Source organism: Exiguobacterium sp. s121, assembly GCF_018617245.1.
Taxonomy (GTDB): Bacteria; Bacillota; Bacilli; order Exiguobacteriales; family Exiguobacteriaceae; genus Exiguobacterium; species Exiguobacterium profundum.
In genome coordinates this window covers 1,925,343-1,951,789 of the sequence record NZ_JACSJV010000001.1, presented here as the reverse complement: position 1 = coordinate 1,951,789, position 26,447 = coordinate 1,925,343, and the positions used below count along the sequence as shown (strand labels likewise).

At 48.7% G+C, this 26,447-nt stretch carries 22 protein-coding genes; 13 read left to right on the top strand and 9 right to left on the bottom strand.

The genetic code is table 11. The features are described from left to right. The first annotated feature begins 81 nt into the window (after window positions 1–81). The 4 genes from KOG47_RS10020 to KOG47_RS10005 all read left to right on the top strand — a co-directional run bounded on the left by KOG47_RS10020 (window position 82) and on the right by KOG47_RS10005 (window position 4,959). Entirely contained in the window at window positions 82–1,113 is a 1,032-nt protein-coding gene (locus KOG47_RS10020) for a class I SAM-dependent methyltransferase (RefSeq protein ID WP_074037653.1), read from the top strand. 69 nt (window positions 1,114–1,182) lie between these two features. Then, complete coding sequence (locus KOG47_RS10015) at window positions 1,183–2,676, top strand: phytoene desaturase family protein (protein ID WP_214691224.1); 1,494 nt, start codon at window positions 1,183–1,185, stop codon at window positions 2,674–2,676. Next, window positions 2,673–4,151: a phytoene desaturase family protein gene (locus KOG47_RS10010; RefSeq protein WP_215244155.1), complete on the top strand. Its 1,479-nt coding sequence runs from the start codon at window positions 2,673–2,675 to the stop codon at window positions 4,149–4,151. Before KOG47_RS10015 ends, KOG47_RS10010 begins: the two co-directional genes overlap by 4 nt. Further along, window positions 4,120–4,959, top strand: coding sequence for a phytoene/squalene synthase family protein (locus KOG47_RS10005; RefSeq protein ID WP_159561891.1), 840 nt, complete (start codon window positions 4,120–4,122; stop codon window positions 4,957–4,959). The genes KOG47_RS10010 and KOG47_RS10005 overlap by 32 nt, the downstream gene beginning before the upstream one ends. Before the next feature lie 442 nt (window positions 4,960–5,401). Here KOG47_RS10005 and KOG47_RS10000 read toward each other — a convergent pair whose 3' ends face one another. The 6 genes from KOG47_RS10000 to ybaK all read right to left on the bottom strand — a co-directional run bounded on the left by KOG47_RS10000 (window position 5,402) and on the right by ybaK (window position 10,643). Beyond that, window positions 5,402–6,868: a phytoene desaturase family protein gene (locus tag KOG47_RS10000; protein WP_074037650.1), complete on the bottom strand. Its 1,467-nt coding sequence runs from the start codon at window positions 6,866–6,868 to the stop codon at window positions 5,402–5,404. 26 nt (window positions 6,869–6,894) lie between these two features. Further along, window positions 6,895–7,962 carry a glycosyltransferase family 2 protein gene (locus KOG47_RS09995; protein WP_215244154.1) on the bottom strand — a complete coding sequence of 356 codons (1,068 nt, stop codon included), beginning with the start codon at window positions 7,960–7,962 and terminating at the stop codon, window positions 6,895–6,897. Continuing rightward, complete coding sequence (locus KOG47_RS09990) at window positions 7,959–8,657, bottom strand: lysophospholipid acyltransferase family protein (RefSeq protein WP_074037648.1); 699 nt, start codon at window positions 8,655–8,657, stop codon at window positions 7,959–7,961. The genes KOG47_RS09995 and KOG47_RS09990 overlap by 4 nt, the downstream gene beginning before the upstream one ends. Then, window positions 8,623–9,372 carry a carotenoid biosynthesis protein gene (locus tag KOG47_RS09985; protein WP_074037647.1) on the bottom strand — a complete coding sequence of 250 codons (750 nt, stop codon included), beginning with the start codon at window positions 9,370–9,372 and terminating at the stop codon, window positions 8,623–8,625. Before KOG47_RS09985 ends, KOG47_RS09990 begins: the two co-directional genes overlap by 35 nt. An 88-nt stretch (window positions 9,373–9,460) precedes the next feature. Then, complete coding sequence (gene pssA, locus KOG47_RS09980; protein ID WP_074037646.1) at window positions 9,461–10,159, bottom strand: CDP-diacylglycerol--serine O-phosphatidyltransferase; 699 nt, start codon at window positions 10,157–10,159, stop codon at window positions 9,461–9,463. Between the two features lie 19 nt (window positions 10,160–10,178). Next, a complete protein-coding gene (gene ybaK, locus KOG47_RS09975; RefSeq protein WP_159561895.1) occupies window positions 10,179–10,643 on the bottom strand; it encodes a Cys-tRNA(Pro) deacylase in 465 nt (154 codons plus the stop codon). Between the two features lie 150 nt (window positions 10,644–10,793). On the opposite strand from ybaK, the gene KOG47_RS09970 reads away from it, so the two are divergent. Then, on the top strand, window positions 10,794–11,528 hold the full coding sequence (locus KOG47_RS09970) for an enoyl-CoA hydratase/isomerase family protein (protein WP_074037644.1): 735 nt from the start codon (window positions 10,794–10,796) through the stop codon (window positions 11,526–11,528). Window positions 11,529–11,551: 23 nt separating this feature from the next. On the opposite strand, the gene KOG47_RS09965 is transcribed toward KOG47_RS09970, so the two are convergent. Both KOG47_RS09965 and KOG47_RS09960 read right to left on the bottom strand, forming a co-directional pair. Next, a complete protein-coding gene (locus KOG47_RS09965; protein WP_214691219.1) occupies window positions 11,552–12,910 on the bottom strand; it encodes an MATE family efflux transporter in 1,359 nt (452 codons plus the stop codon). A 159-nt stretch (window positions 12,911–13,069) separates the two neighbouring features. Continuing rightward, entirely contained in the window at window positions 13,070–14,854 is a 1,785-nt protein-coding gene (locus tag KOG47_RS09960) for a glycoside hydrolase family 13 protein (RefSeq protein WP_214691218.1), read from the bottom strand. 370 nt (window positions 14,855–15,224) lie between these two features. Here KOG47_RS09960 and KOG47_RS09955 point away from each other — a divergent pair, with 370 nt between their 5' ends. From KOG47_RS09955 to KOG47_RS09920, 8 genes are all read left to right on the top strand, one after another. Then, window positions 15,225–16,490, top strand: a complete 1,266-nt coding sequence (locus tag KOG47_RS09955; protein WP_074037640.1) for an extracellular solute-binding protein — start codon at window positions 15,225–15,227, stop codon at window positions 16,488–16,490. A gap of 105 nt (window positions 16,491–16,595) precedes the next feature. After that, window positions 16,596–17,948, top strand: a complete 1,353-nt coding sequence (locus KOG47_RS09950) for a sugar ABC transporter permease (protein ID WP_015880983.1) — start codon at window positions 16,596–16,598, stop codon at window positions 17,946–17,948. A 1-nt stretch (window position 17,949) separates the two neighbouring features. Continuing rightward, window positions 17,950–18,783 (top strand): sugar ABC transporter permease, encoded by an 834-nt coding sequence (locus tag KOG47_RS09945; protein ID WP_074037639.1) that lies wholly within the window; start codon window positions 17,950–17,952, stop codon window positions 18,781–18,783. A gap of 23 nt (window positions 18,784–18,806) precedes the next feature. Further along, complete coding sequence (locus KOG47_RS09940) at window positions 18,807–20,309, top strand: alpha-amylase family glycosyl hydrolase (protein WP_196431461.1); 1,503 nt, start codon at window positions 18,807–18,809, stop codon at window positions 20,307–20,309. A gap of 55 nt (window positions 20,310–20,364) precedes the next feature. Next, window positions 20,365–21,423 (top strand): LacI family DNA-binding transcriptional regulator, encoded by a 1,059-nt coding sequence (locus KOG47_RS09935; RefSeq protein ID WP_015880986.1) that lies wholly within the window; start codon window positions 20,365–20,367, stop codon window positions 21,421–21,423. Window positions 21,424–21,538: 115 nt separating this feature from the next. After that, window positions 21,539–21,958, top strand: coding sequence for a YflT domain-containing protein (locus KOG47_RS09930; RefSeq protein ID WP_215244153.1), 420 nt, complete (start codon window positions 21,539–21,541; stop codon window positions 21,956–21,958). A gap of 209 nt (window positions 21,959–22,167) precedes the next feature. Beyond that, window positions 22,168–24,465 carry a glycoside hydrolase family 65 protein gene (locus tag KOG47_RS09925; protein WP_215244152.1) on the top strand — a complete coding sequence of 766 codons (2,298 nt, stop codon included), beginning with the start codon at window positions 22,168–22,170 and terminating at the stop codon, window positions 24,463–24,465. Window positions 24,466–24,611: 146 nt separating this feature from the next. Then, entirely contained in the window at window positions 24,612–25,460 is an 849-nt protein-coding gene (locus KOG47_RS09920) for a YitT family protein (protein ID WP_031421243.1), read from the top strand. 49 nt (window positions 25,461–25,509) lie between these two features. On the opposite strand, the gene KOG47_RS09915 is transcribed toward KOG47_RS09920, so the two are convergent. Then, window positions 25,510–26,322 carry a Cof-type HAD-IIB family hydrolase gene (locus tag KOG47_RS09915; RefSeq protein ID WP_214775699.1) on the bottom strand — a complete coding sequence of 271 codons (813 nt, stop codon included), beginning with the start codon at window positions 26,320–26,322 and terminating at the stop codon, window positions 25,510–25,512. Window positions 26,323–26,447: the final 125 nt, after the last annotated feature.

Sequence of the window (26,447 nt, the reverse complement as noted above, 5' to 3'; positions counted from 1 at the left end):
CCGAAGTGGGATTTTTTTGTTTGTACACAAATTATTAGGGGAAAATAAAAAAATCAGTAATTACGACGATGAGGTGAAACGATGGATCAACAGATGATGGAATGGACACGAGTTTTACACGCACGGAAATGGATGAAACAAACTGAATCATTTTTACCCTTATGGCACGGCTATATCGGCTACAAGTTCGGACTATTCGATGCGCTTCAAGGTGGCGCGAGCATGGCGGAGATGAATTTACGTCTAAAACGCCCATTGACACAACTTGCGCTAGAGCGTTGGTTAGAAGTCGGGGTCGCCGTCCGTCATTTGAAAAAGAGAGGCTGGCGCTACTATCCGACGCGTGGATTAAAATATCAATTATCCGGTAACGATGAACGGAGCATCGGGTTCATGCTTCAAGAAATGATGGAGCTTCATATCCCCGCGTTAATCGCTTATCCGGAATTTCTAGAGTCTGGGAAGCAAAAGACGTTTGATGGAGCTGAACACGGTCAAGTCGTCGCGAAGACATCGACACTCGTCGAAACGGTCGCATTTCCAATCGTGCAACAACTTTTACGACAGGCAAATGTCGAATCGATGCTCGATATTGGATGTGGGCACGGCGGCTACTTACGTAAACTCCAAGCGCTCGAACCGAGTTGGGAACTGACAGGCATCGATTTAGAGGAAGAGGTAATCGAAGAGGCACGCTCGCGAGACGAGAGTGGCGACATTCATTTCGAAGTAGCTGACTTCATGAACTGGGAAACAGAAGAGCAATTCGATGCGGTGATGATGAACAATATGCTGTATTACTTCTCACCAGAAGAACGTATCAAGTTGCTTGAGAGACTACGGGAGCGTTTAGAAGAAAAGGGTGTCGCCATTCTCGTGACCCCGCTCGCCGAAACAGCGCTCGGTGGACGATTCGCTTCCGCGTTCAATGCGTTCATGACACTCCACGATAATCTGTACCCGCTTCCGACCATTCCACGATTGCGCCGGCAGATGCAAGAAGTAGGTTTTGATCAAATCCGCTTCATCCCATTCATTCCGGAAGGTTCTTGGTATATCGTCATCGCTGAGCGAGGAAAGACGAACCTGCTCAATCAACCGATTCAAAATTGAACTTGTCTCCCGTCATTCCTATAATGATAGAGAAGCATAAGAGACTATTCACATAGGGAGTTGTTGAGTGTGTCGAAACAAAGAGTTGCCGTTATTGGGGCAGGACCAGGTGGGTTGGCTGCAGCGATGCTACTGGCGCATCGCGGTGTAGACGTCACCGTATTTGAGAAACAACCGTTTGTAGGCGGAAGAACGTCGCGCTTAGAAGTAGGTGAATTTGCGTTCGACCGAGGACCTACGTTTTTGAATATGCCTTATATTTTAGAAGAAATTTTTGAAGAGACAGGGCGTAATCTGCATGATTATGTCGAGATGAAGCAGTTGGAGCCGATGTATGATTTGTACTTCGACCGTGGGACGCGTCAACTCTCGATGACAACAGATCGTGATCAGATGTATCGCGCCATCGAAGAACAATTTCCAGGGAATGGCGAAGGTTACGAACGGTTCATGAGTGAACAGGCGATCAAACTGTCTAAATTGATGCCTGTGCTTCAGACCGCACATGACAAGCTTACCGACTATGTCTCGTTACGCGTGCTCAAGGCGCTACCGTTCCTCTCGATCGGTAAATCGCTTTATGACGTCTTGTCCGAGTACTTCACGAGCGAAGAGCTGAAGTATGCGTTCACGTTTCAGGCTAAATATTTGGGGATGTCCGCTTGGGAATGTCCGGGTGGATTCTCCATCTTGTCTTACATGGAACACGCCTACGGAGTGCATCACCCGATTGGCGGAGTGAACCAGCTGTGTCATGCGATGGCGAAAGTGATTGAAGAAGAGGGAGGCGTCATTCGTTTAGGCGAACCGGTAGAGCGTCTTCTCATGGATGATCAAAACGTGACCGGTCTCGTGTCTGGGAGTGTCCATTATGCGTTTGATGAAGTCGTGATTGGTGCTGACTTCGCACATGCGATGACGTCGCTCGTTCCAGACGGTAAACTAACGAAGTGGAGTCCGACTCAACTCAAGAAGAAGCGTTACTCGTGCTCGACATTCATGCTTTATCTCGGGCTCGACCATGTCTACGAAGATGTGGCGCATCACTCGATTCACTTCGCGGACGATTATGAATTGAATGTCAAAGAGATGACACAAGAATTGAAATTGAGCGAGGACTTCTCGTTTTATGTACAGAATGCCTCACGTATCGACCCGACACTTGCGCCTCCTGGCAAGTCATCGCTTTACGTTCTCGTACCGGTGCCGAACAATTTATCTGGCCTCCCGTGGGAGACGTTACAAGCGACCATGACAGAGCGCGTTCTCGACGCGCTTGAGACACGTTCCCCTTACCGAAACATCCGTCAACACATCGAGGTGATGGAGGCGTTGACGCCTGAGGACTGGGAAGCGTTTGGTGTATATGAAGGTGCAACGTTCAATCTAGGGCACAACTTATCGCAGATGATGTATTTCCGCCCGCATAACCAATTCGAAGAGCTCGACAACGTCTGGCTCGTCGGGGGTGGGACCCACCCAGGAAGTGGGCTGCCGACCATCTTTGAATCAGCGCGGATCACGACGAACCTTTTGCGTGACCGGGCAGGTGTCGGCCGATGAATATTAGCTTTGTCGGAGCAGGGGTCGGTACACTATATGCCGCCCTCTTATTGACGAAACGCAATCCGTCACTTCAAATCACGATTTATGAGAAAGAGGACCGGGTCGGTGGACGCTTGAACTACGTTGAATTCGATAATGGGGCGAAAGTCGATGAAGGTCCAACCATCGTCTTATTGCCGAGTAAATTGAAACAACAACTGATTGAGGCGGGTCTTCCTGAACATGAAGTGGAGTTGATTGAAGTCGATCCACTTTACCGCTTACGTTATCAAGACGGGACATCATTCTATAAATATCGGGAAATCGAGAGACAGGCGGAAGAAATCGAACGAACTTTCGGCGAAGGAGATGCCTTCCGTCAGTACATGTCCCAAAAGAAAGAAGAGTATCGGATTGGCTTCGATACGTTTTTAGATCGTAGTTATGCCTCAAAAGCGGAGTTGTTCGAGCCTAAACTACTTCTCCTTCTCATGCGGTTAAAAGCATATGAGACGGCTCATGCGAATATGAAACGCTTCTTTGAAGACGAACGTTTACGTGTCGCCTATAGTTTACAAACGCTCTATATCGGCGGAAATCCTTATGCCACTCCTTCGTTATATGGACTCATTCCTTATCGTGAACAAGAAGAAGGAGTCTGGTATGTAAAAGGAGGATATTTTTCGCTAGCGACGAAAATGGAACAAGAGTTGAAGCGTCGAGGTGTTCGTTTCGAGATGAATGCTACCGTCAATCGTGTCCATGTCACGGAAGGGGTGGCCAATGGAGTCACGGTAAATGACGAATATGTACCGTATGATGCAGTCATTGTGAACGGTGATTTTCCACTCATGGAGCGCCTGATTGATGGTGTGACGTCAAAGACGTATGAACCGTCAAGCGGTACGTTACTCCTTTATTTCACCGTCAACGGCGAACTCGACTTACCGGTTCACCAATTCGATTTACCGAATGATTTTGAAGGATCGATGCGTACGATCTTCGAGGATGGTAAACTAAGTGAGTATCCAGCGATGTACACCTTTAATCCATCGCGAATGGATACAACCCTCGCGCCAGAAGGAACGAGTGTATTATATGTTCTTGTCCCGGTTCCTCGAAAATTGGAACGAGAAGACTTTGAGGCACAAGGGACAATCGAACACCTATTAGGAAGAATCGAGGCATTCATGCCTGATTTCCGTGAACGCGTCATCGAGATGAAAGTCCGGACACCGATGGATGCTGAGCGATTCGGATTGTTCGAGGGAGGAAGTTTTGGGATTGCACCAAAGTTATCTCAGTCAGCCGCCTTCAAACCGCAAGCGAGACCATTCCCGAAAATCGAACGCCTCTATGCGGTGGGCGCATCCGTCCATCCATGCGGTGGCGTCCCCATCGTTATGATTGGGTCGCAATTACTTGTGAAAAAAATGGAAGAAGAAATGGGGGCAATGCATCGTGACGACACAAGAAGCGTATCGTCAATGTGAGGAAATCATGAAGAAGGGCTCGTTAACCTTTTACCGGGCCTTCTCTTTGCTCTCAAAACCAGACCGTCAAGCGGTCATGGCAGTATATACTTTCTGTCGCACACTCGATGATGCGGTCGATGAATCAGACCGTCCAGAAGAGAGTTTGGCAGCATTCTTGCATGACTTCGACCGCTTTTTAGCTGGTTACGACCAAGATGAAGCACTATGGGTTGCCCTTCGTGATGTGTGGAAACGTTATGACATGGACGTCGAACCATTTTTTGAATTGGCGGAAGGGATGAAATGGGACTTACATAAGTCGCGGTATGAAACGCTCGAAGAGACCGAGCAGTATAGCTATTATGCAGCGAGCACGGTCGGTCTGATGCTGCTCCCGATCCTTGTCCCAAATCAGGACGCTGCGACGACACGTCAGCTAAGGCAAGGTGCCATCGACCTTGGCATTGCGATGCAACTGACCAATATTTTACGTGATGTCGGTGAAGATTTGAATCGAGACCGCATCTATTTACCCCGTACGATGATGCGTCAGTACGGTGTGAGTGAAGCGATGTTACACCAACGAGAAGTGACCCCTGTCTTTATCGATCTATGGGAGGCGTTGGCGAATCGTGCAGAGTTCTTGTATGAACGGGCACGCGAAACCCATCATCTGTATCCACTCGCGAGTCGAAAGCCGGTACAAGCAGCGGCTCTTCTCTATGAAGGGATTCTTGATGCGGCACGTGCGAATCGACATGACGTCTTCACAAAGCGGGCATACGTATCGACCTTACAAAAAGGAAAGTTGTTGGCAAAACTATAAGCGATTCGATTCCCTGTAGACGCTCGATGGCGTCTACAGTTTTTTGTACGCAAAAAAACCACTTTTGGCGGGGGACCAAAAGTGGCGTAAGCGTTATGTGATTCATTCATCGGGGAAACGAATGAATCGGTTTGTGATGAAGCCCTAAAGATGTGCCGGGATTCATGGGGAATGAATCAGTTGGGACATCTTCGTCGAAACAGGATGCTTGATGGACTAAGGGGGAACATCATACGCAAGCTGTCTCAACTACGGGATACGAGTGGGGAAACTCGCTCATCACTTTTTCTCGGGTGTGACAAGTTCAAAACGCGATGATGCTCGGGGAAGCCATTCGATCGCTACAGGTGTAACAAACGCTACAGAACTGCTTGAACTCGAATATGATATTATCACGTCTTTCAATTGTCGACAAGTGTCGAAACTCGCGTTCACAAAATGTTCATATTGTCAGAGGTATGTCCTCTAACATCGATCGTGCAGCGAATTGTCCTGAAAGCGTCACCATCGGACTGCCACCGCCAGGATGAGTCGAACCGCCAGCGAACCAGATGTTCGATACATCTGTCGATCGCGGTGCAGGTCTAAAAAATGCCCCTTTTTTCGAGTTGGCCGACGTGCCATAAAGTGCGCCATAATACGCATAAAAATCGCGAGTCAAATCTTGTGGGGTCACCCGCTTATGGTAGAGCACCTCTTCTTCTTCCCAATCCACACCGAACATACGTAATCGTCTGCGAATCAAATGCTCATACGTATCTGCATCAATGTCGGTCAGATGTGCCGGCGCATTGACGAGGATGAACAGGTTGTCTCCTGCCTCGCCCATCGACGGATCGGTTGCGGATGAATTCGAAATATAGATTGTCGGTTCGTCCGCATAACGTTCTTCTTGGAAAAGTGCTTTAAATTCCCGTTCATAGTCGTCTGAGAAATAGACGTTATGGTGTGCCAAGTTCAATCGTTTGGACAATCCGACCATCATGACGAATGCGGAAATGGAAGGTTCGACCGTGTCGCGTGTCGGGACCGGGAAAGATGGTCGGTCTTTTGCGTCGACGAGTCGTGGGTATTGCGTCAAGAGTTCACCGTTGAGAAGAACGGCATCACACGAGATGACTTCTTGGTCATCGACGACGACCTCATGTGCTTTTCCGTTCAACACATCAATTTTCGTCACTTCATGACCGAGTCGGAACGTCACTCCGAGTTCGCTCGCCCGTTTGGCGAACCCTTTTGCGATATTCCAGTTTCCACCTTTCGCAAAATAGACACCTTCATTCAATTCCAAATGTGCGATAAGGGCGAACGTACCTGGCGTCACGTATGGGCTGCTACCAATGTACGTCGCATAGCGGTCGAGCGCCTGAATAATGCGTGGGTCCTTGAAATACTTCTTGTGAAGGGCGTGCAAACTTTGAAGTGGATGCACTTTGACCATGTCCGCCCAAAGACCGGGATCCAACTTTGTGTCCATTTGTGTGAAGAAGCGCTTATTCGCAATGTCGAACAGCTTTTCCGCTTCATCTAGATAGGCACGCATCTGATTGTGTTTCAACTGGTCACCGGTCAAACGCCGTACTTCGACCTCAAGTTTTGCCCGATCGGCACTGAACGTGAAGGATGACCCGTCTGTGTAGTGGTTGACGGTATGTTGATCGAGCTTGATTAACTCAAAATAGTCATCCGGATTGGCCCCGCTATTTCGAATGACTGAACGAAATACATCCGGCATCGTGATCGTATTTGGACCAAAGTCGAACCGGTGACCGTCGGTTATAATGGGCATGAGTTTGCCACCGACATGTTGATTCTTTTCAATAACCGTGACGTCATAACCTCGTGCTGCGAGCGTGACGGCGGCGCTTAGTCCACCGAGACCAGCCCCAATCACTACGATTTGTTTCATACAATTGTCCCCCTTTAGACGTCTGCTTAGGAATAGTGACGACCTTTCCACGTGATGGGCAACCGTCTCCATTTACGAATGACGGCGTTCCCGAGTAAGGTCAAGTAAGCGATTAAACTGAGTGGATGGTACCATGTACCGGACCCATTTGATTTCAGATCGACAGCGAGACGCGCGAGGAGCACGAAAATCGCTGCGCTAATCGTCTGCCAACTCGGTGAAAAGATCCAAGCGAGCATAGCCGTCAACTGGATGCCGTAATATGTCATGAAGTACAAGGCGAGTCCTACTGATTCATTCATTCCCTTGAATACGTTCTTTGAAAACCCGGTCCACACTTCTTCATTCGTTTCATACATGTCGCAGGAGATGAACGGGGAGACTTGAACGAGTGACGTGACTTTTTGATGACGTTTGAACGTTCGACATAAATCGATATCATCAATCAACGACGTTCGAATAGCAGCATGTCCGCCAACTTCCTCGTAGCTGTTCCGCTCGACGAGTACGTTCATGCCATTCGCCGCGGCAAATGCGGGGTGTTTCACTTTACGCCAAAACAAAGGCAGATGTTGGGCGATGAGCACGTGTTGCATCGGAATCAACAATTTCCCGAGAAATGTTGACGTCGGAAATTGAGGGAAACCTGATAAAAATACGGCCTGCTCTCGAGCGAGCGTGGCATGCATGCGGGCGATAAAACTCGAATCGATCGTGACGTCCGCATCTAAAAAGAGAAGATAAGGTTCAGTCGTGCGTGATGCTAGTTGATAACAAGCATGAACTTTTCCGGCCCAGTCATGGGGCAAAGGAACACCTTGGATGACGGTAAAACGGGTATCGCTCCCAATTGCATGATTCAATTTTTCATATGTATCATCTTCAGAGCGGTCCTCGTAGATATAGACGTGAGTCCCTTCCGGTATCGCCTGCTTTAAGTTCGAAATCAGTCGATCGACGTGACGCGACTCATTGCGCATCGGGATGCAGACGGCTGTCGCCGGTGTGCGTCCTGGGTCGGCGAGCGGTCTCAAGAACGAAAGATTGATTAGGGTAAAGATAAACATCGAGAGAGTGAGCAGCCATAAGATCATGAACGTCCCCTCCCAAGTCGGAACATCGTTTCTGTCCATTCAGCAAGATTACGACGTGGTCGAAAGAGCGGCACATAGGCATCAGACCGAATGATGGCGTCTTGTCGCACGTCGTCATAGAGCGCCTCGAGTGCTTGCGCGATTTCCTGCTTCTGAGCTCGTCGTGTCATCGACGTCACGACTACTGTTCGAAAGCGGACATATACAAGGGGTTCCGCATGGTTCTCAAACGAATAGTACATGGCGCATAATTGGACGGGGCGGTCGTTCAGTAACAACGTTGCGCCAGACTCGATTTCGACAGGTCGAAGTTCCTGTGGCATCTCTTGTCCTTGAGGGAACATCCAGACGGATTTCCCGGACGCGAGCAATTCATTCGCATAAGCCAGTGAGGCCCGTACATCGGAGAGACTTCCTTTTTTCACCGAGAAGGCACCGAGGTGTCGAAAGAACGGGAAGCGACGTAGTCCATCCTCATCCATCAACACATGAATATCGTGTCGTAAAAAATGTTCATTGATCATATACATGATGAGACCGTCCCACCACGCGCTATGTGTACTTAAAAATAATCCGGGGGTCGGAACGTCGTCCGTTCGGATATAAATGTTATGGAAGGTGGGACGTATTTGACGTTCCCGCACGAACGTCGAGAACAGGTTATTGAACCATTTCTTTTTGTGTGACTCGATCATCGCGACCCCTCCTTTCAAGTAGAATCACTCCGGATGTGAGGATGCTGAGGAGCCCGATGCCATAGAGACCTGCATTAACAGCCGTGACACCGAAGAGTGCGTGAAGCATGACGAACAAATAGACGCCGTGCCGGATGAACAAGGAATCAACAGCGCGTTCGTGACGCTGTAACAACCATGAGAAAATAAGGGATAACCCGAACCAACCGATAAAGTTTTGTGTCGGGATATCATAGTATAAGCCGTCATTCGCCCATTCCCAGTAGCCTTTCACGTTTGCCGCTACGGGATCGATTGCCATATCGAGCCATACGGCGAGAATCGGAACGAGCCATAAAATATTGTGGCGGAATGTGAAGAGACGGGCAACGGCAAAACTAGAGCCGATCACGGCAAGCCATGCCGCACCGATTGTGACAGGGACTCCAAACACTGTCGGACCGAACGCCTCAGCATAAACGTATTCGCTGAACGGGAATCCTGTCTTTACGCCGAGTGTTTCAACGGCGATTGAACCGAAGAAAATAAACGGTACAATCCAAGCACCTTGCCGGATCCCTTGATAAAGAATCGTTCCACCAATCGCCCCGGCTAGCCATAAAAAGACGGGGTTTGCCCACTCGAGCCAAGGTGGAAGCAGGTCGAATCCAACTAAAATCAACCCAATGAAATACCAAACAATAAACCATTTCCAAATAAACGGATACACTTTCATTCCATCACCTCTTCTTTTATTCTAAAGCTCATTGAAGTCTTCGTCTAACAAATGCATGTACAAAAAAGAGCCTCGCTGAACGAGACTCTCAATTGGCCATCCGTTTTCGTCTTTTCACGAACGAGAAGGCGATGAATAAGACATAGAACGGGATGGCGATGAACCAAAATGTCGGCCATTCTTTCCAACGTGCGAACATCATATACGTCACATAGACGAGACTGATGGTAATGATGAACGAGTGACGTGGCAATGGTACATCTTTAAAACTCGGGATACGAACACGGCTGACCATCAACAAGGCGAGCCCTGTGAAGAAAATCGGTGTCAACAGTTCACTGACGCGGTCACCGAACGTTGTGATGACAGCGAGAAGTCCCCCGGCGGCCGTGATCGGGACACCAGAGAAGTAACTCGCTGCAACGTTTGTCGCAGATAAATTGAAGCGAGCCAGACGATAGGCGCCGAATAGCGGGAAAAGTGCCGCAAAAAACAATCCATAATTGCCGTAATCAATAAAGAAGGTGTAATAAGCGAGCATCGCCGGTGCGACCCCGAACGTTACGATGTCAGCGAGTGAGTCCAATTCTTTCCCAAAATCGCCAGCGACCCCGAGCATACGGGCGAGGCGCCCGTCTAAACTGTCGAGCATCATCGCGATGATGATTAACAGTGTGGCGTTTGAGAAGTCACCACGTGCGGCGTAGACGATGGCGACGACACCACAAAATAAATTTCCGAACGTAAAGGAGTTTGGGACCCACGAACGGATACGTTCTTTCCACATAATTTTGCCCCCAGTAAGGTCATTGGCTGAACCAGTGCCCGTTTGTAAATTGCAGTAAATCTTCAGGTGTTAATTCGATTTGATAGCCGCGTTTTCCGGCAGAAATGGTGATCGTCTCTCTGTCTTGAGCTGCTTCGTGCAGATAGACAGGGAACGGCTTCTTCGCCCCAATCGGAGAGACTCCTCCTCGAATATAACCGGTCAATGTCTCGAGCTCTTTCATCGGGACGGTCGATGCTTTCTTCGCCCCCCAAGCTTTTGCGGCTGCTTTTAAATCGATGTCACGCTCTCCAGAGATGAGAAAGAAGGCATATTGCTTTTTCTCGTTCATGAGACAAATCGTTTTATACAGTTCGTCGAGCGGTTTATTCAATGTCATCGCCACATGTTTAGCTGAGACATCGGTGTCATCAACTTCATACGTATGATAGGTGAACGGAATCTTCTTCTGTTTCAGTTGCCGAGCGGCGTTTGTCAGTTGCATCTGACTCATCCTTTCGTGACCGACTCCTATTAGAATAGCAAATCAACCAACTTCCCGGCAATTGAACTTCAAAAAACTTTTCAGTAAAGGAAGGAGTTTGAAGGAATGACGAAGAAATGAACAGTGATTCATTTTGAAAGGGGAATGAAAATGGAGACGATTCAATTGACGACACACAATGGAGTAGGGTGGTTGAAACTGAACCGACCTGAAAAGCTAAACGCCTTGAACGAGACGTTGCTTCGTGAAATGAAAACGGCAATCGACACATTTGAACAGGACGACGCGGTTCGTGTCATCGTTCTTGTCGGAGAGGGACGAGCATTCTCATCCGGACAAGATTTAACGATCGAGAGCGATGCGGACTATGGGGAATATTTAGAAGACGTGTATCATCCACTCGTACGTACGCTTTTCTCATGTCAGAAACCACTCATCGCAGGGATTCACGGTGTCGTGGCTGGAGCAGGACTCAGTTTGGCACTCGCGGCAGACGTTCGAATCGTCGCCAAGTCGACGAAGTTCAGCTCGGCGTTCATTAAAATCGGGTTGGTCGCGGATGCGGGCGGCCCATATCACTTACGTCGACTCATGCGCGACGACCTCGCATTAGATTGGCTCTGGAGTGGCAGTACGATTGACTCGGATGCCGCGCGTACATTCGGGCTCGTCACTGAGCTCGTGGAAGATGCGATGTATACGGAGCGATTGACTTCATATGCGGAGACACTCGCTAGGAAATCACCGGTCGCTGTTCAAGGGATGAAGGCGCTCATGCGAGCCGCTTCATTTGAGGACGGATTGAATGAAGAAATCAAATGGCAACGGAAGTGTGGGGACACGGACGTGCACCGCCAAGCGATGCAGGCATTCTTGATGAAATGAAAAAAGCGGCTGCGGCCGCTTTTTTACGTGGTTGATTTTGCTTCGAACTGGAAGCCTTTTTGTTGCCATGTCCCGTATTTCCAACGACGGAACGCGAAGAATCCGCGGAACCACTCATCGAGGGAGAAGGCGAGCCAAATCCCAAGGATGCCGAGTCCCATTTGAAGACCGAACAAGTAGCTGAACGCCACGGCGACGCCCCACATCGAGGCAATTCCTATCATGACCGGGAAGCGGACGTCCCCGACAGACTTCAATGACCCCATCAAGACGATGTTCATGGCGCGACCCGGCTCTAAAATGAGCGTCGCCCATAAGATTGGCACACCGACCGCGATGATGTCAGGGTTTGATGTGAAGAGACCGAGTAGCGATTCGCTGAACACCGCTAAACCGAGAGAGGCGACGAACGAGGCGAACATGGCAATCTTCAATGTCTTGACGGCACGATGATAGGCTTCTTTAAACCGTTTCCCCCCAATATCCCGTGCAATCAAAAGCTGGGTTCCTTGCGCGACGGCGACGGTGAACAAGAAGGCAAGCATTGACAAGTTCATCACGTACACGCGAGCAGCGAGGGAAGCCTCGCCCATCGTCGCGATAAATCCAGTGATGATAATTTGGGATGCCTGATACGATAAATTCTCTCCGGCAGAAGGGACTCCAATCTGAAGGAGTGACTGGATGTCGTCTTTCTTCGGACGAATCACTTCTTTTAACGGGAAGCGGATCATGAGCTTCCGCTTGACGAGCCAGAACAAGAGAACCATAGCGGCGAATCGTGCAATCACGATGGCCCAAGCGACACCGGCAACACCTGTGACCGGAAGTCCCAACCAGCCGGTAACCGCAAAAATGGCACCGACAGCGGTGATGATATCAATCAAAAGCGTCGCGAGCATAGCGTGCTTCGTCATACCGTGACTCCGGAGGATCGAACTGAGCGCCATGATCAGTGCTTCGGTGAATAACGACAAGCCGACGATTTGCAGGAACAACAGCCCGTGCGCAAACAGTTCGTCTGATAGACCGAACAGGCGTAAGAACGTTTCACCGAACAAGAAGATGACGACGACCATAATCGCACCAAGCCACATGTTCAAACTGACGGCGGAGCGGGCGAAGTCGCGACTCTTCTTCATGCGCTGTGCCCCGATGGCCTGACCGATCAAAATGGTCGCCCCGACAGACGTCACACTAAAGACAATTAAGAACACGTTTAAGATTTGGTTGGCAACCCCGACGGCCGAAGCGGCAGCGTCTGAGTAGTGAGCGAGCATCAATGTGGCGATGATCCCGGTTCCCATGTGGAGGGCAAGTTCGATGAAAATCGGCCACGACAGTTTGAACAGGGTCAGCTGTTCCGTTTGTTTCGTCTGCATGTAGTGTATTCTCCCTTTTCTCTATAATTCTTTCTATTAACTATTTGTTTTATAAAAATGTCAAAGGTCATCTTACTCCTTATGAAATGAAAAAGAAAGGGGTTTGCTAAATTATTTTCAACAAAAAAATCACCCGAAGGAATCAGGTGATTTTCGAATTTATTTCAATTTCAGAATAGCAGCACTGAATGGAGCGAGTTCGATTTCGAGTGAGTCGAGGTCACGGTCATGCAAGAGGTCCGTGGCGGCTCCTGTATAACCGAGCGGATTCAGTTTCGAGGCAGAGTCCGAGTTATTGAAGTACACCAAGTAAGTCTCATCTTTCGTACACCGCTCGATGATGACTGCATTGTTCGCATCGTCGACCAGGTTGAAGCGATATGAGCCGGCATTGGCGAGCGCAGGGTGTTCCTTACGAAGCTGGATGAGCTTTTGGATGTAGCGGAAGAGATTACGGTCTTCTTCGGCTTCATCCCACGGCATACAGCGACGGCAACCTGGATCTTGTTCGCCTTCGAGTCCGATTTCGTCCCCGTAGTAGATACATGGGCTACCCGTATAAGTCAGCATTGAAGTCATCAAGAGTTTGAACTTGCCTTTATGTCCTTTCGCTCGTGTCAACGCGCGGGGGGTGTCATGCGAATCGATCAAGTTGAACGTGACTTCGTTGACGTTCATCGTGTTCATCATCTCGACACGTGTCAGTTCGTTACGGAACTCCGAAGCGGTCGTCCGGTCGAGGGCGAAGTAGTTCAAGCTCGCGTTCGTGAACGGATAGTTCATGACGGCATCGAACTGGTCACCTTGTAGCCAAGGTTGTGAATCGTGCCAAATCTCTCCGAGAATATAAGCTTCCGGGTTCGCATTTTTGACGGCCTTACGGAAGTCACGCCAGAATGCATGGTCGACTTCGTTGGCAACGTCAAGACGCCATCCGTCGATGCCGAATTCTTCGACCCAGTAACGGGCGACATCTAATAAGTAAGCTTTTAATTCGGGATGTTCTGTATTGATTTTCGGCATGTTCTTTTCAAATGCGAACGTATCATAGTTCGGCTTCGGTTCTGTGACAACCGGGAAATCGCGAAGGTAGAACCAATCACGGTACTCAGAGGACGGACCGTTTTCGACGACGTCTTGGAACCATGGGTGATGATATCCGACATGGTTGAAGACCGCGTCGAGCATGACTTTGATGCCGTTCTCGTGCAAGAGGTCGACCATCTCTTTAAATTTCTCTTTCGTCCCAAACTGTGGATCGATTTCCATGTAGTCGAGCGTATCGTACTTATGGTTTGTCGTCGCTTTAAAGATCGGGCAGAAGTAGATGCCGGTGATCCCGAGTTCGACTAAATGATCGATATGGTCGATTACTCCTTGGAAGTCGCCACCGAAAAAGTTTGTCGTCGTAGGCTCTGTCGAGTTCCATGGGAGCGTCTCTTCAGGATCGAGCGAAGCATCGCCATTTGCGAAACGGTCCGGGAAGATTTGATACCAGACCGTATCCTTCACCCAAGAAGGCGCATGGAAGATATCGATTGGGTTGATGAATGGGACACAGAAGTAGTAACCCGTATCATCGAGCGGCTTCTCTTCGAACCATCCTTTTTCGGTATAAATGGCCGTCTCTTGTCCATCATTCAAACGGAAGCCGTAACGTAGACGTCGGAACGGCGGTTTGATGGAGATGAACCAATAGTCGTAGGCGTCGTCAAACCCGATTTTCTCCATTGGAGTCTCGTATGTACGCCAGTAGCTCGGCTTATCCGGATCGAAGTTCCACATGGCTGGGTCTTCAGCGTGCCAATCATAAGGGTCGTTCCAAATCAAATCGACAGATTCGATATCGCCTCGCTTCGTATGGAAACGAATGTGGATTGTCTCGCGATCATATTTGTAGACGAACGGGGACATGGCACGATGATAAATCGCTTCTTTCATCATAAGGAAAACATTCCTTTCTTTATAGGGGATGACATCATTTTACAACATCGGGAATCAAAGAAAACAGATGTTGCGAAAACGTTTGCTCAAGCAAAGGTTAATAAAGCGTTTACATTTTGTCAATTGCTGAAACGCATAAAAAGTGAAGAATTGAGAACAAACATTTAAAAATTACATAAATGGGTCAACAGACGTAAAAAAAGTGTAAAAAAAGACTTGTAAAACGCTTTCACAACTGTATAATAAAAATTGAGGTGAGGATGCAAACGTTTTCACTACCGTGTCAATTTCGTAGCGGAGTTTTAAAATTGACGTGGTCGTGCGATTGCGCAAATCTGACCATACTATTTCCTTGGGGAGGTTTTTCATCATGAAGATGAAAAAAATGGTAGCAGGACTTTCAACAGCAGTATTCGCATTCGGTGCACTTGCTGCATGTGGTGGCGGAACGGACAACGGATCTTCTAACGAAGGTGGTTCTTCAAGCGAGAACAAACCTGAAAAGATCGTCATCTGGGAAGACATCGAAAAGTCTGAAACAACGAAAGAAGTTGCGAAGGCGTTCGAAGAAGAGCATGGCGTAAAAGTTGAAGTTGTCGAAGTACAGATGACAGATCAAAAAGACAAGCTCGCGCTTGACGGTCCAGCTGGAAAAGGTCCAGACATCGTGCTCGTACCACATGACCAGATTGGTACAATCGCAGACCAAGGTCACTTGGCTCCAATCGCTGACGAAGGATCGCTTGACGCGTTCACAGACGCTGCGAAATCAGCTGTCATGTTCGATGGCCAAGCTTACGGATATCCAAAATCAGTTGAGACACCAGTTCTCATGTATAACAAAGATTTGATGGCTGAAGCTCCAGCATCTATGGACGACCTTTACAAGTTGTCAAACGATGTAAAAGCTGACGGCGAGTACGGATTCCTTGCACTTTGGGATAACTTCTACTTCGCACACGGTGTTGTCGCTGGATTCGGCGGATACGTGTTCAAAGAAGACGGTGGCGCACTCGACCCAGCGGATATCGGTTTGAACAACGAAGGCGCAGTTGAAGGATTCGAATACATCGGTAAATGGTACGAAGAAGGCCTCTTCCCTAAAGGGTTGATCGGAGAGTCTGGCGGCCAAGCGATGGACCAACTCTTCACTGAGAAGAAAGCTCACTCAGTCATGAACGGACCATGGGCTGTAGCTGGTTACACAGATGCAGGCGTGAACCTCGGAGCGGCTCCAATGCCAACACTTCCGAACGGTGAGCCAATCAAGACGTTCATGGGTGTGAAAACATATGCCCTTTCAGCTTACACAGAAAACCAAGAGTGGGCTGAAATGTTCCTTCAAGAGTTGACGAATGAAGAAAACGCATTGGCAATGTTTGAAGCATACAACGAGATCCCACCAGTAGCAGCACTCGAGTCGAACGAGACAATCACGTCGAACGAAGTTGCGAAAGCGGTATTCGACCAAGCAACAAACGCAATCCCAATGCCGAACATTCCTGAAATGGGACAAGTCTGGGAGCCAATGGCTCAAGCGCTTCAGCTTGTAGCAACTGGTAAACAAGATGCACAAAAATCTGCAGATGATGCAGTGAAAGTCATCGAACAACAAATCCAAGCGAACAACCAATAAGGAATTGAGATGACGGGGTACGCCACATGGCGTTCCCCATCATTTTCTAGCATTGAGCAAACGTTTGCTTGATTGATTTGCTCAAATCGAAAGGAGAAACTGAGGATGGCTGCAATTGCGAACCCTAAATCACCGGACCAACGCCCGGACAAGCCTACAAACCATGCTCGGAACGCGGGACTACTTTCCATCATTCCGGGACTCGGACAGTTATACAACAAACAATACGCGAAGGCGGTAGCGTTCTTTATCGTCGTCGTATCTTATTTTGCCGTAAACTATGATCTATTTTTCAAAGGGGCGGGCGCCGGACCAGGTGACCGTGGAGGACTTTGGGGATTGATCACGCTTGGTGAAGTGCCAGGACCTCGTAACGACCACTCCATCTTCTTGATGGTCGAGGGGATTGTCGCGTTAATTTTACTTTTCTTCGGAATCGCGTTCTATGTTTGGAACATTCGTGACGCCTATCGTGTCGGTCGCGCTCGTGATCAGCATCTAAACCTTCCATCGTTCCAAATGCAACTTCGCAACTTGCGTGACCATGGATTCCCATACTTAATGTTAATCCCATCACTCATTTTGTTAGTGTTTACAGTTATTCTTCCATTGATCTTCACGTTCTTGATCGCCTTCACGAACTATCGCTATAACAACGCACCACCAGCGAAACTCGTCGAATGGGTCGGATTCGAGAACTTCACGCGTATCTTTGAAATTGATATCTTCCGTGACACATTCGTCGGAGTACTCGGCTGGACGCTTGTCTGGACGGTCGCTTCAACGACAGGTGTCATCGCGATCGGAATCTTCCTTGCGGTGCTCTTGAACCAAGAAGGACTTCGCTTCCGTCGTTTGTTCCGTTCAATCTTGATTCTTTCATGGGCGGTCCCAGCATTCATCACGATCTTAATCTTCCGCTCGATGTTCAACGAGTCGTTCGGGGTGTTCAATACGACAATCTTACCGGCGCTCGGTCTTGACCCAGTCAACTGGATGACCGATCCGACGGCGACACGTACGGCACTCGTTCTCATTCAATGGTGGCTCGGCTTCCCGTTCATCATGACGCTCATGACGGGTGTGCTTCAGTCGATTCCTGGTGACTTGTATGAAGCGGCGACAATTGACGGAGCGACGATCTTTGATAAGTTCCGCTTGATCACATTGCCGATGCTCTTGTTCGCAACTGCACCGATCTTGATCACGCAGTTCACGTTCAACTTCAACAACTTCAACATCATTTATCTCTTTAATGGCGGTGGCCCTGCTGTACCTGGACAAACGGCCGGCGGTACCGACATCTTGATTTCTTGGATTTACAAATTGTCTCTCGGTGCCAACCCGCAATACGGACTTGCGGCTGCGATCACACTCATCTTGTCATTCTTCATCATGACGCTTGCCGTGATCCAGTTCCGTCGGACAAAATCTTTCAAAGACGAGGATATGATCTGATATGAAAAAACAAAAACGAATCAATTTGGCGATCTCGTATGTCATCTTGACGCTTGCGTCGATCATCATTCTCTATCCGATGCTTTGGGTTGTCGGCACATCGTTCAACCCAGGGCGTACGATTACGTCAACGATTATTCCAGCAAATCCTACGTTCATTCACTACAAAAACTTGTTTGACCTAACGATTTCGGATTATAGTTTATGGTATGTGAACACGTTGAAAATCGCTTTCATCACGATGGCACTCTCAGTCGTCTTGGTGACGATTACCGGATACGTCTTCTCACGTTACCGCTTCGTCGGACGGAAGAACTCGCTCGTCTTGTTCCTCGTCCTTCAAATGGTGCCACAGTTCGTTGCGATCATCGCGATTTATGTGTTGCTCAACATGCTCAACCTTCTTGACACACATACAGCGCTCATCTTGCTCTATGCGGGTGGTGCGATTCCGATGAACACGTACTTGGCGAAAGGGTACTTCGACACGATTCCGAAAGAACTTGACGAAGCAGCCCGCATGGATGGTGCTGGTCACCTCCGAATCTTTTGGCAAATCATCTTGCCGCTCGCGAAGCCGATTGTCGCAACGATTGCTCTCTTTAACTTCATGGGACCATTCAACGACTTTATCTTGGCATCGCTCGTCCTTCGTTCACCAGAGAAACAAACATTGGCAGTTGGTCTTTACAACATGATTTCGAAACAGTTCGATAATAACTTCACGTTATTTGCGGCAGGTGCAGTTCTATCAGCCCTTCCAATCGTCATCTTGTTCTTCATGTTCCAACGCTACTTCGTTTCTGGCCTCACAGCGGGTGGTACGAAAGGATAATACTCGTAAAAGGAGGAAGCGATATGAGGCGAGGCGTCGTGCTCGTGCTCCTGTCGCTTCTTTTGTTTCCGACCGTCGTCGGAGCAAAGGAAGCCGCTACTTGGGAACAAGAACGCATGTATTTTATTATGGTCGACCGATTTGTTGACGGAAATCCGGACAACAATGAACAGGTGGACAAAGATGATCCGAAAGCATTTCACGGTGGTGATATCCGTGGAATCATTGAGAAGCTCGATTATATCGAATCACTCGGCTTCACATCGATTTGGCTGACGCCCGTTTTTGAGAATATGCCGGACGGCTATCACGGGTATTGGATTAAAGATTTCTATAACATCGATCCACAGTTTGGAACGAAAGAGGATTTACAGGAACTCGTTCAGGAAGCGCACAAGCGAGATATGAAAGTCATTCTCGACTTCGTCGTCAACCATGTCGGTCCGAACCACCCGTGGGTGGAAGAAAAGCCGGAATGGTTCCATGAACAGTTACCGATTGTATTTTGGAAAGACCAGGAGCAAGTCGAGACGCACTGGTTGTTCGACTTACCTGACTTCAAAACAGAGGATCCGGAAGTCAAATCGTATTTGATTGATGCGGCGAAGTACTGGATCGAAGAGACGGACATCGACGGCTATCGCCTCGATACGGTTCGTCACGTCGATAAAGCATTCTGGAAAGACTTTGTTGAAGGTGTGCGGTCGGTCGACCCAGACTTTTACTTACTCGCCGAAGTGTTCGACCCAGATCCGCAATACGTCGCGCAATATGACGATCTCGGGTTCAACAGCATCACAAACTTTACATTTTATGACCGTGTGTCGAAAACGATGACGCAACAGCAAGCGAACGTCGACGAGATTGACGTTGCCGCAAGCTATGCCGAAACGTTCTTCAACGACCCGAATCAGATGGCGACATTCCTCGATAATCACGATGTCGAACGCTTCATGCATATGGCAGAACTCGGTGGTGTGGAATCGGCGGAACGACGCTTACGCCTCGGTTTGTTCGCGCTTTATGCGTCACCTGGTATGCCGATCGTCTTCCAAGGGACAGAAAATGCGCAGACCGGTGGAGCCGACCCGGCGAACCGTGTCATGACGGAATTCCCGGGAAATGAGGAGTTGCATGAATACGTCGCGACCATGAACCGCATGCGGGAAGAGTATCCGGTCTTTGCGACAGGAGAGCAACGCATGATCGCCTCGGAAGATGGGATGGCTGTCTTCGAACGGAAAGACGGAGATGACGTTGCGCTCTATGCAATCAACATGAATCGTGACGATCGAGAGATTGAGATCGATGTCAGTGAAATCGGGGAAGATATGAGACTTCGTGGTCTTTTATTCTCACAACTGGTCACAGATCAGCGCGGAACGTTTACAATTGAACTATCTGGTGAAAGTGCGAACGCTTACATCGTTGAGGAATCTTCGGTCAATCCGTGGATGATGGGCTTGCTCGTCGTAACGATTCCGATTTTCTTGACTGGTTTGGTCATGTGGAAGCGCCGCAAATAAAGACATGAAACGCCGCAAGGCACGAATCGAACTCACGGAAGCAGGGGGGAACACCATGCAAATCACAATCAAAGATGTGGCGAAGCACGCGAACGTCGCGCCGTCGACAGTCTCTCGCGTCATCGCCAACAGCCCAAGAATCAGTCAAAAGACAAAAGAACGGGTCAGAAGTTCCATGGAAGAGCTCGGGTATCATCCGAACATTCATGCGAGAAGTCTCGCTAACCGCTCGACGCAGTCGATTGGTCTCGTCATGCCGAGCGCGGCAACAAAGACACTTCAAAACCCGTTCTTTCCAGAAGTGCTACGAGGAATTAGCACGAAGGCGCACCAGAATGGATACTCGCTTTATATGACGACCGGCGTGACAGAAGAAGAAGTTTTGTCCGGTGTGATCGAGATGGTTCAAGGACGCCGTGTCGACGGTGTCATCGTTCTTTATTCACGTGAAGACGACCAAGTCGTCCAATACTTACGTCAAACGAAGTTTCCGTTCGTCGTGGTCGGGAAGCCGTTCGGGGACGCTTCTTCTATCACTTACGTCGATACGGATAACTATTTGGCTGGTCGTGAAGTGACGAAGCACCTTTATAACCTAGGTCATCGTCGTATCGCCTTCATCGGGGGCTCGGATAAACTCGCCGTAACACAAGATCGTCGGAACGGGTACGCGACGGCTCTCATGGAAGCAGGCATCCCGGTATGCGAAGATTACATCGCCCGGGCCGAATTCATGACAAAGGGTGGCGCGAAGGCTGTCCGTGAGTTGTTGCAAAACGAGGAACCACCGACAGCTGTCGTCGTAAGTGATGATATGATGGCACTCGGTGTCATCAGTACGTTAAGCGAGATGGGGCTCAAAATCCCAGAGGACGTCGCGGTCGTTAGTTTCAATAACGTTTATATCGCGGAGCACTCGAACCCGCCGCTCACGTCGGTCGAAATTAACATCTTCGGTCTCGGTTTCGAGGCGACGAATTGCTTGATCGAACAAATCAGTGATAACGCTCCACCTTATGGGAAGCGTGTCATCGTGCCACATTATTTGGTCGTCCGCCAATCATGTGGGCAGAAGAAGAGTAAAGCGACGGAAACATTAGAATCGAATTCTTGATTGATCAGACGATTTCGCCATAGCGGAGTCGTCTTTTGCATATCCTTTTGATTGAAGCCTCATGAAGTAGGGAACAAGTTTCACGAAGGAATCGAAATCGAAAGGATGGATAGAGATGAGTGAAAGACGATTTGTCGGAACATTCGATACGAAAGAAAGCCTACTGTCTAAGATCAATGAGCTGAAAGAGAGTGGGTATGATGAAGGGGAACTATTTGTCGTAACGGAGCGGGATGAAGCCGTTCACGTTCTTAAACGAGAGACGAACCTAAACGTAGAAGAAGGTGACACATCTTGGTTAGACAACCTCAACGGAGGGGGAAGAGAGGATCGGGATACGAAACAGGCGCTCACCGATTTAAGGATCGCGGACGACGAAATCGAACAGGCGCATTCTACAATCAAACAAGGGGGATATGCACTTGTCATCGACGAACCTGATACCGGATTCAATGATGGGCGAAGTGCGGTATTCGAGGGACACGAAGCGAATGCGGTGTTTGGTGATAATCCGGAAAATGGACAGAAAGATTAATTGAAACCGTCTCGATGAGAGGCGGTTTTTTTGATTGTAAAATGTGATGAAAAAAAGAAAGAAAAAGTTTTATGCAAACGATTGCATTCTCGTTTCAGTTGTGTAAAATGAAAGGTGAGATTAAATACAGCGCTTTCATAGACAAACGGTTGCATGAACTAGTTGTCCGTCGAAGGTAGCCTTGTAGAGAAAAAAGGAGTGGCAGACAGATGAAACGATTGTTTGCAGTCGATGAATGGAAAGTAACAGAGGAAGGTCTTCACCCGAAAGAGAACCGTCTTGCAGAATCCATCACATCGCTCGGGAACGGGCATATGGGGATGCGAGGAAACTTTGAGGAAGATTACTCGAATGATACGCACCAAGGATTCTACGTGGCGGGCGTCTACTACCCGGATAAAACACGTGTCGGTTGGTGGAAGAACGGATACCCTGAATACTTTGCCAAAGTGTTGAATGCGACAAACGTCATCGGTCTCCGCGTGGTCATCAATGGTACACCGGTCGACTTGGCAAAATGGGAAGTGAAAGATTTCACTCGCGAGCTCGACATGCAGCGTGGTGTCCTCACACGGACGTTCACCTTGATGAACGGGACAGAAGAGACGAAAGTGCAAGTCGTCCGCTTCTTCTCGATCGTGGATAAAGAAGTCTTGGCAATCCGTTACAACGTCACACCAGTCAACTACGAAGCAAAAATTGAGTTCACTCCATATTTAGATGGCGATGTCGTCAACGAAGACTCGAACTACGATGAGAAGTTCTGGCTTCCGGTCGACCGTGGTGTGGAAGAGCGTTTCGCTTTCGTTACGACGAAGACGAAGAAACTCGACTGGCATGTCACGGCATCGATGATTGCGGACGTCGAAGGTGCTCGTTGTGAAGTGCTTGAAGCGACAGATTTGTTTGTTGCCAATAAATTCACGGTCAACGTAACGGCCGGTGAGACAGCGACAGCCTACAAGTATGTGTCGGTCGTCACGAACCGCGACCACGAGGTTGAAGCATTGCAGTCAGCTGGGATGACACGTGTCGAAGCGGCGTTTGAAAAAGGATTTGAGACACTTCTCGCTGAACAGACGGAAGCATGGCTCGCACGCTGGGAAGATGCGGATGTTCGCATCGATGGAGACATCGAGGCACAACAAGGAATCCGTTTCAACATCTTCAACATGTATCAAACATATACAGGTGAAGATTCACGTCTTAACATCGGTCCAAAAGGATTCACAGGTGAGAAGTACGGCGGTGCGACGTATTGGGATACTGAAGCCTACTGCCTGCACTTCTATTTGGCGACAGCCAAACCAGAAGTCTCATGGAACTTGCTCAAATACCGTCACAATCAACTGCCACAGGCAAAAGAGAATGCTATGAAGAATGTCGGTATGGAAGGCGCGCTTTATCCGATGGTCACGATGAATGGGGAAGAGTGCCACAACGAGTGGGAAATCACGCATGAAGAGATTCACCGTAACGGTGCGATTGCCCATGCCATCTTCAACTATACGAACTTCACAGGCGACAAGTCGTACCTTGGACAATACGGATTGGAAGTATTGGTCGAGATCTCGCGTTACTGGGCTAGCCGCGTCAACTTTGTCCCGCACAAAGACGTGTATATGATCCTAGGCGTCACAGGTCCAAACGAATATGACAACAACGTCAACAACAACTGGTATACGAACTTGATCGCCGCATGGACGCTCGAATATACGCAGGAAGTGTACAACTACTTGAAAGAAGCAGAACCTGCACGTCTCGAAGAGCTCGTGTCGACACTCGGCATCACGGACGCTGAACTTGCGAAGTGGGCGGACATCCAAACGAAGATGTATTATCCAAAAGATGATCTCGTTCCAGATGTCTTCATGCAACAGGACGGATTCATGGATAAAGAGCAGATTTTGGTGAAAGACCTCGATCCGAAACATCTTCCACTCAACCAAAACTGGTCATGGGATCGCATCCTTCGTTCGAACTTTATCAAACAAGCTGACGTCCTCCAAGGACTCTATACGTTCGGTGACCGCTTCACGGTCGAACAGAAACGTGCAAACTTTGACTTCTACGAGCCACGCACGGTTCACGAATCGAGCTTGTCACCATGTGTCTACTCGATCATTGCGGCAGAAGTCGGTTATGAAGACAAAGCGGTCGAATTGTACCAACGTTCGGCGCGCCTTGACCTCGACAACTATAACAATGACACGGAAGACGGATTGCACATCACGTCGATGGTCGGTTCGTGGATGTCCATCGTTCATGGGTTCGCTGGAATGCGCATTCAAGAGGATAACCTCTCGTTCAGCCCGATGACTCCGAAAGATTGGAACGGTTACTCGTTCAATATGCTCTGGCGCGGCCATCACTTGACGGTCACATCATCACGTGAACAAGTGACAATCAAGCAAACAGGTGGTACAGACGTGACAATCCATTTGTATGGAAATGCGGTAACGGTTCCTGCGAATGAATCGATTACAATCGAGACAGTGAAAGCGTGACCAATCGTTTCATACGAACAAGCCGACCTCGGTCGGCTTGTTTTTGTGTGAAAAACTTATCGGATTTCCTGCATATTTGCTGTATGCAGCATGAATAATCTATGTTATCTTGATTCTTAGCTATTTTGAGAAAGGGGAGTTGAAGCTTGACGGAAGCCGTTAAAGAACATACACGAATCGGGGTTGTCTCGATCATCGGAGGATTGTTCGTTGCCTTATCCATGACATTATTTTTAATTCCAGCTGGCGTCTATTCGACAGGATTTACGGGTCTTGCCCAAATCTTGACGAAATTGTTAGAGGGTACACCGCTTGAATTAGGGGAAGGACTCTGGTTCTTTATTCTGAACGCACCACTGCTCGTCGTCAGTTATTTTATGCTCGGGCGGAACATGATGATCCATACGCTGGTCAGTGTCGCCTCGGTCACGTTGTTCATTCGTTTGCTTCCGCAATCGCAGCTTCTCTCGGACGATCCACTTTTGAACGCTGTATTTGGCGGTGTGCTCTTGGCAATCGGCTCTGGCATCACGATTCGGTATGGAGCCTCGACGGGTGGCTTTGACATCGTTGCGCTGATTCTCGCGAAGTTTACGAACAACTCGGTTGGGGTCTATCTCTTCTTGATGAACATGATGATTGCCCTCGCAGCAGGTGCCTTGTTCGGATGGCCGACAGCGCTTTATACGATCGTCTTCTTGTATGTGACGTCAAAAGTCATCGATGAGATTTACACGAATACACAGCGTCAAACGCTCTTCATCGTGACGAATCACCCGGACGAGGTGACAAAGGAACTACATCAACACGTGTTCCGCGGGATCACGCTCATGCCGGCAATCGGGACATACTCGAAAGTCGAGAAAGCGACGCTCATGATGGTCGCGCAACGACACGAGGTGCGTGAGATCACGCGCATCTGTAAGGATGCAGACCCATCGGTTTGGATCAATATTTTACCGACAGAGGACGTCGAAGGGACGTTCCGTCGCTAAACATGAATGAATCACAAAAAGCACCGACTTTTCTAAGTCGGTGCTTTCGTTATGCCTTGATGCCAAGTCGCTCTTCTAAGAAGAGGGCGATCCCGTCATCCATATTTGAAGCCGTCACTTCGTTGGCTACATTCTTCAATTGGTCGATGGCGTTCCCCATCGCGACACCGGTACCGACATAGTCGAGCATCTCGAGGTCGTTCTCTTCGTCACCGAACGCGATAATGTGCTTCCGGTCAATGTTTAAGTGCTTCGAGACCTCTTGAAGCCCAAGTGCCTTCGATGTGTTTTTGCTCATGACTTCAATCATATGTTCGGGCATACGCCACTGACGGTTCAATACCGCCTCCGCATGAATGTCGTCGAGTTGGGAGCGGACGTGCGCGACGTGATCTTTTGTCGCATGAATCAATAAGGACGTCGGCTCGTCCTGCAAATGCTTCAACAAGTTACCTGATGTGACGCTGAGCGCACGTTCTGCATACGGACTATAGAACTCTTGCGGGTCTTTTTGGAAGTACACGTGGTCCGTCACTTCGACGACGATATTGTGTGCCTTCGTATCCGCTACTTCTTCAATGATGTCATGGGCGGTCTTGAGCGGAATCGGTCGGTGTGTCACCGCATAATTCGCATCTTTCGGGTGATGTACGAGCGCACCGTTGAAGTTGACGAGTGGCGTCGTCAATCCCATTTGCTCATAGTACATGATCGAATGGCGCTTTGGACGCCCTGTGGCGATCATGACTTCATGACCAGCTTCACGCGCTGCTTGAAGAGCGCGGAGGTTTCGTTCGCTGATTGTTTTATCATCTCTTAATAACGTTCCATCTAAATCGACTGCGATTAAATAACGTGACATCAGTCATCCTCTTTTCTTCACAATGATGTTTCTACGACCGTATCACATTTTTCGATTTGACGGAAAGAATATACAATCGAAGTCGCATATTCTATTCGAACAATGCTATACTAATGTCGTATGAA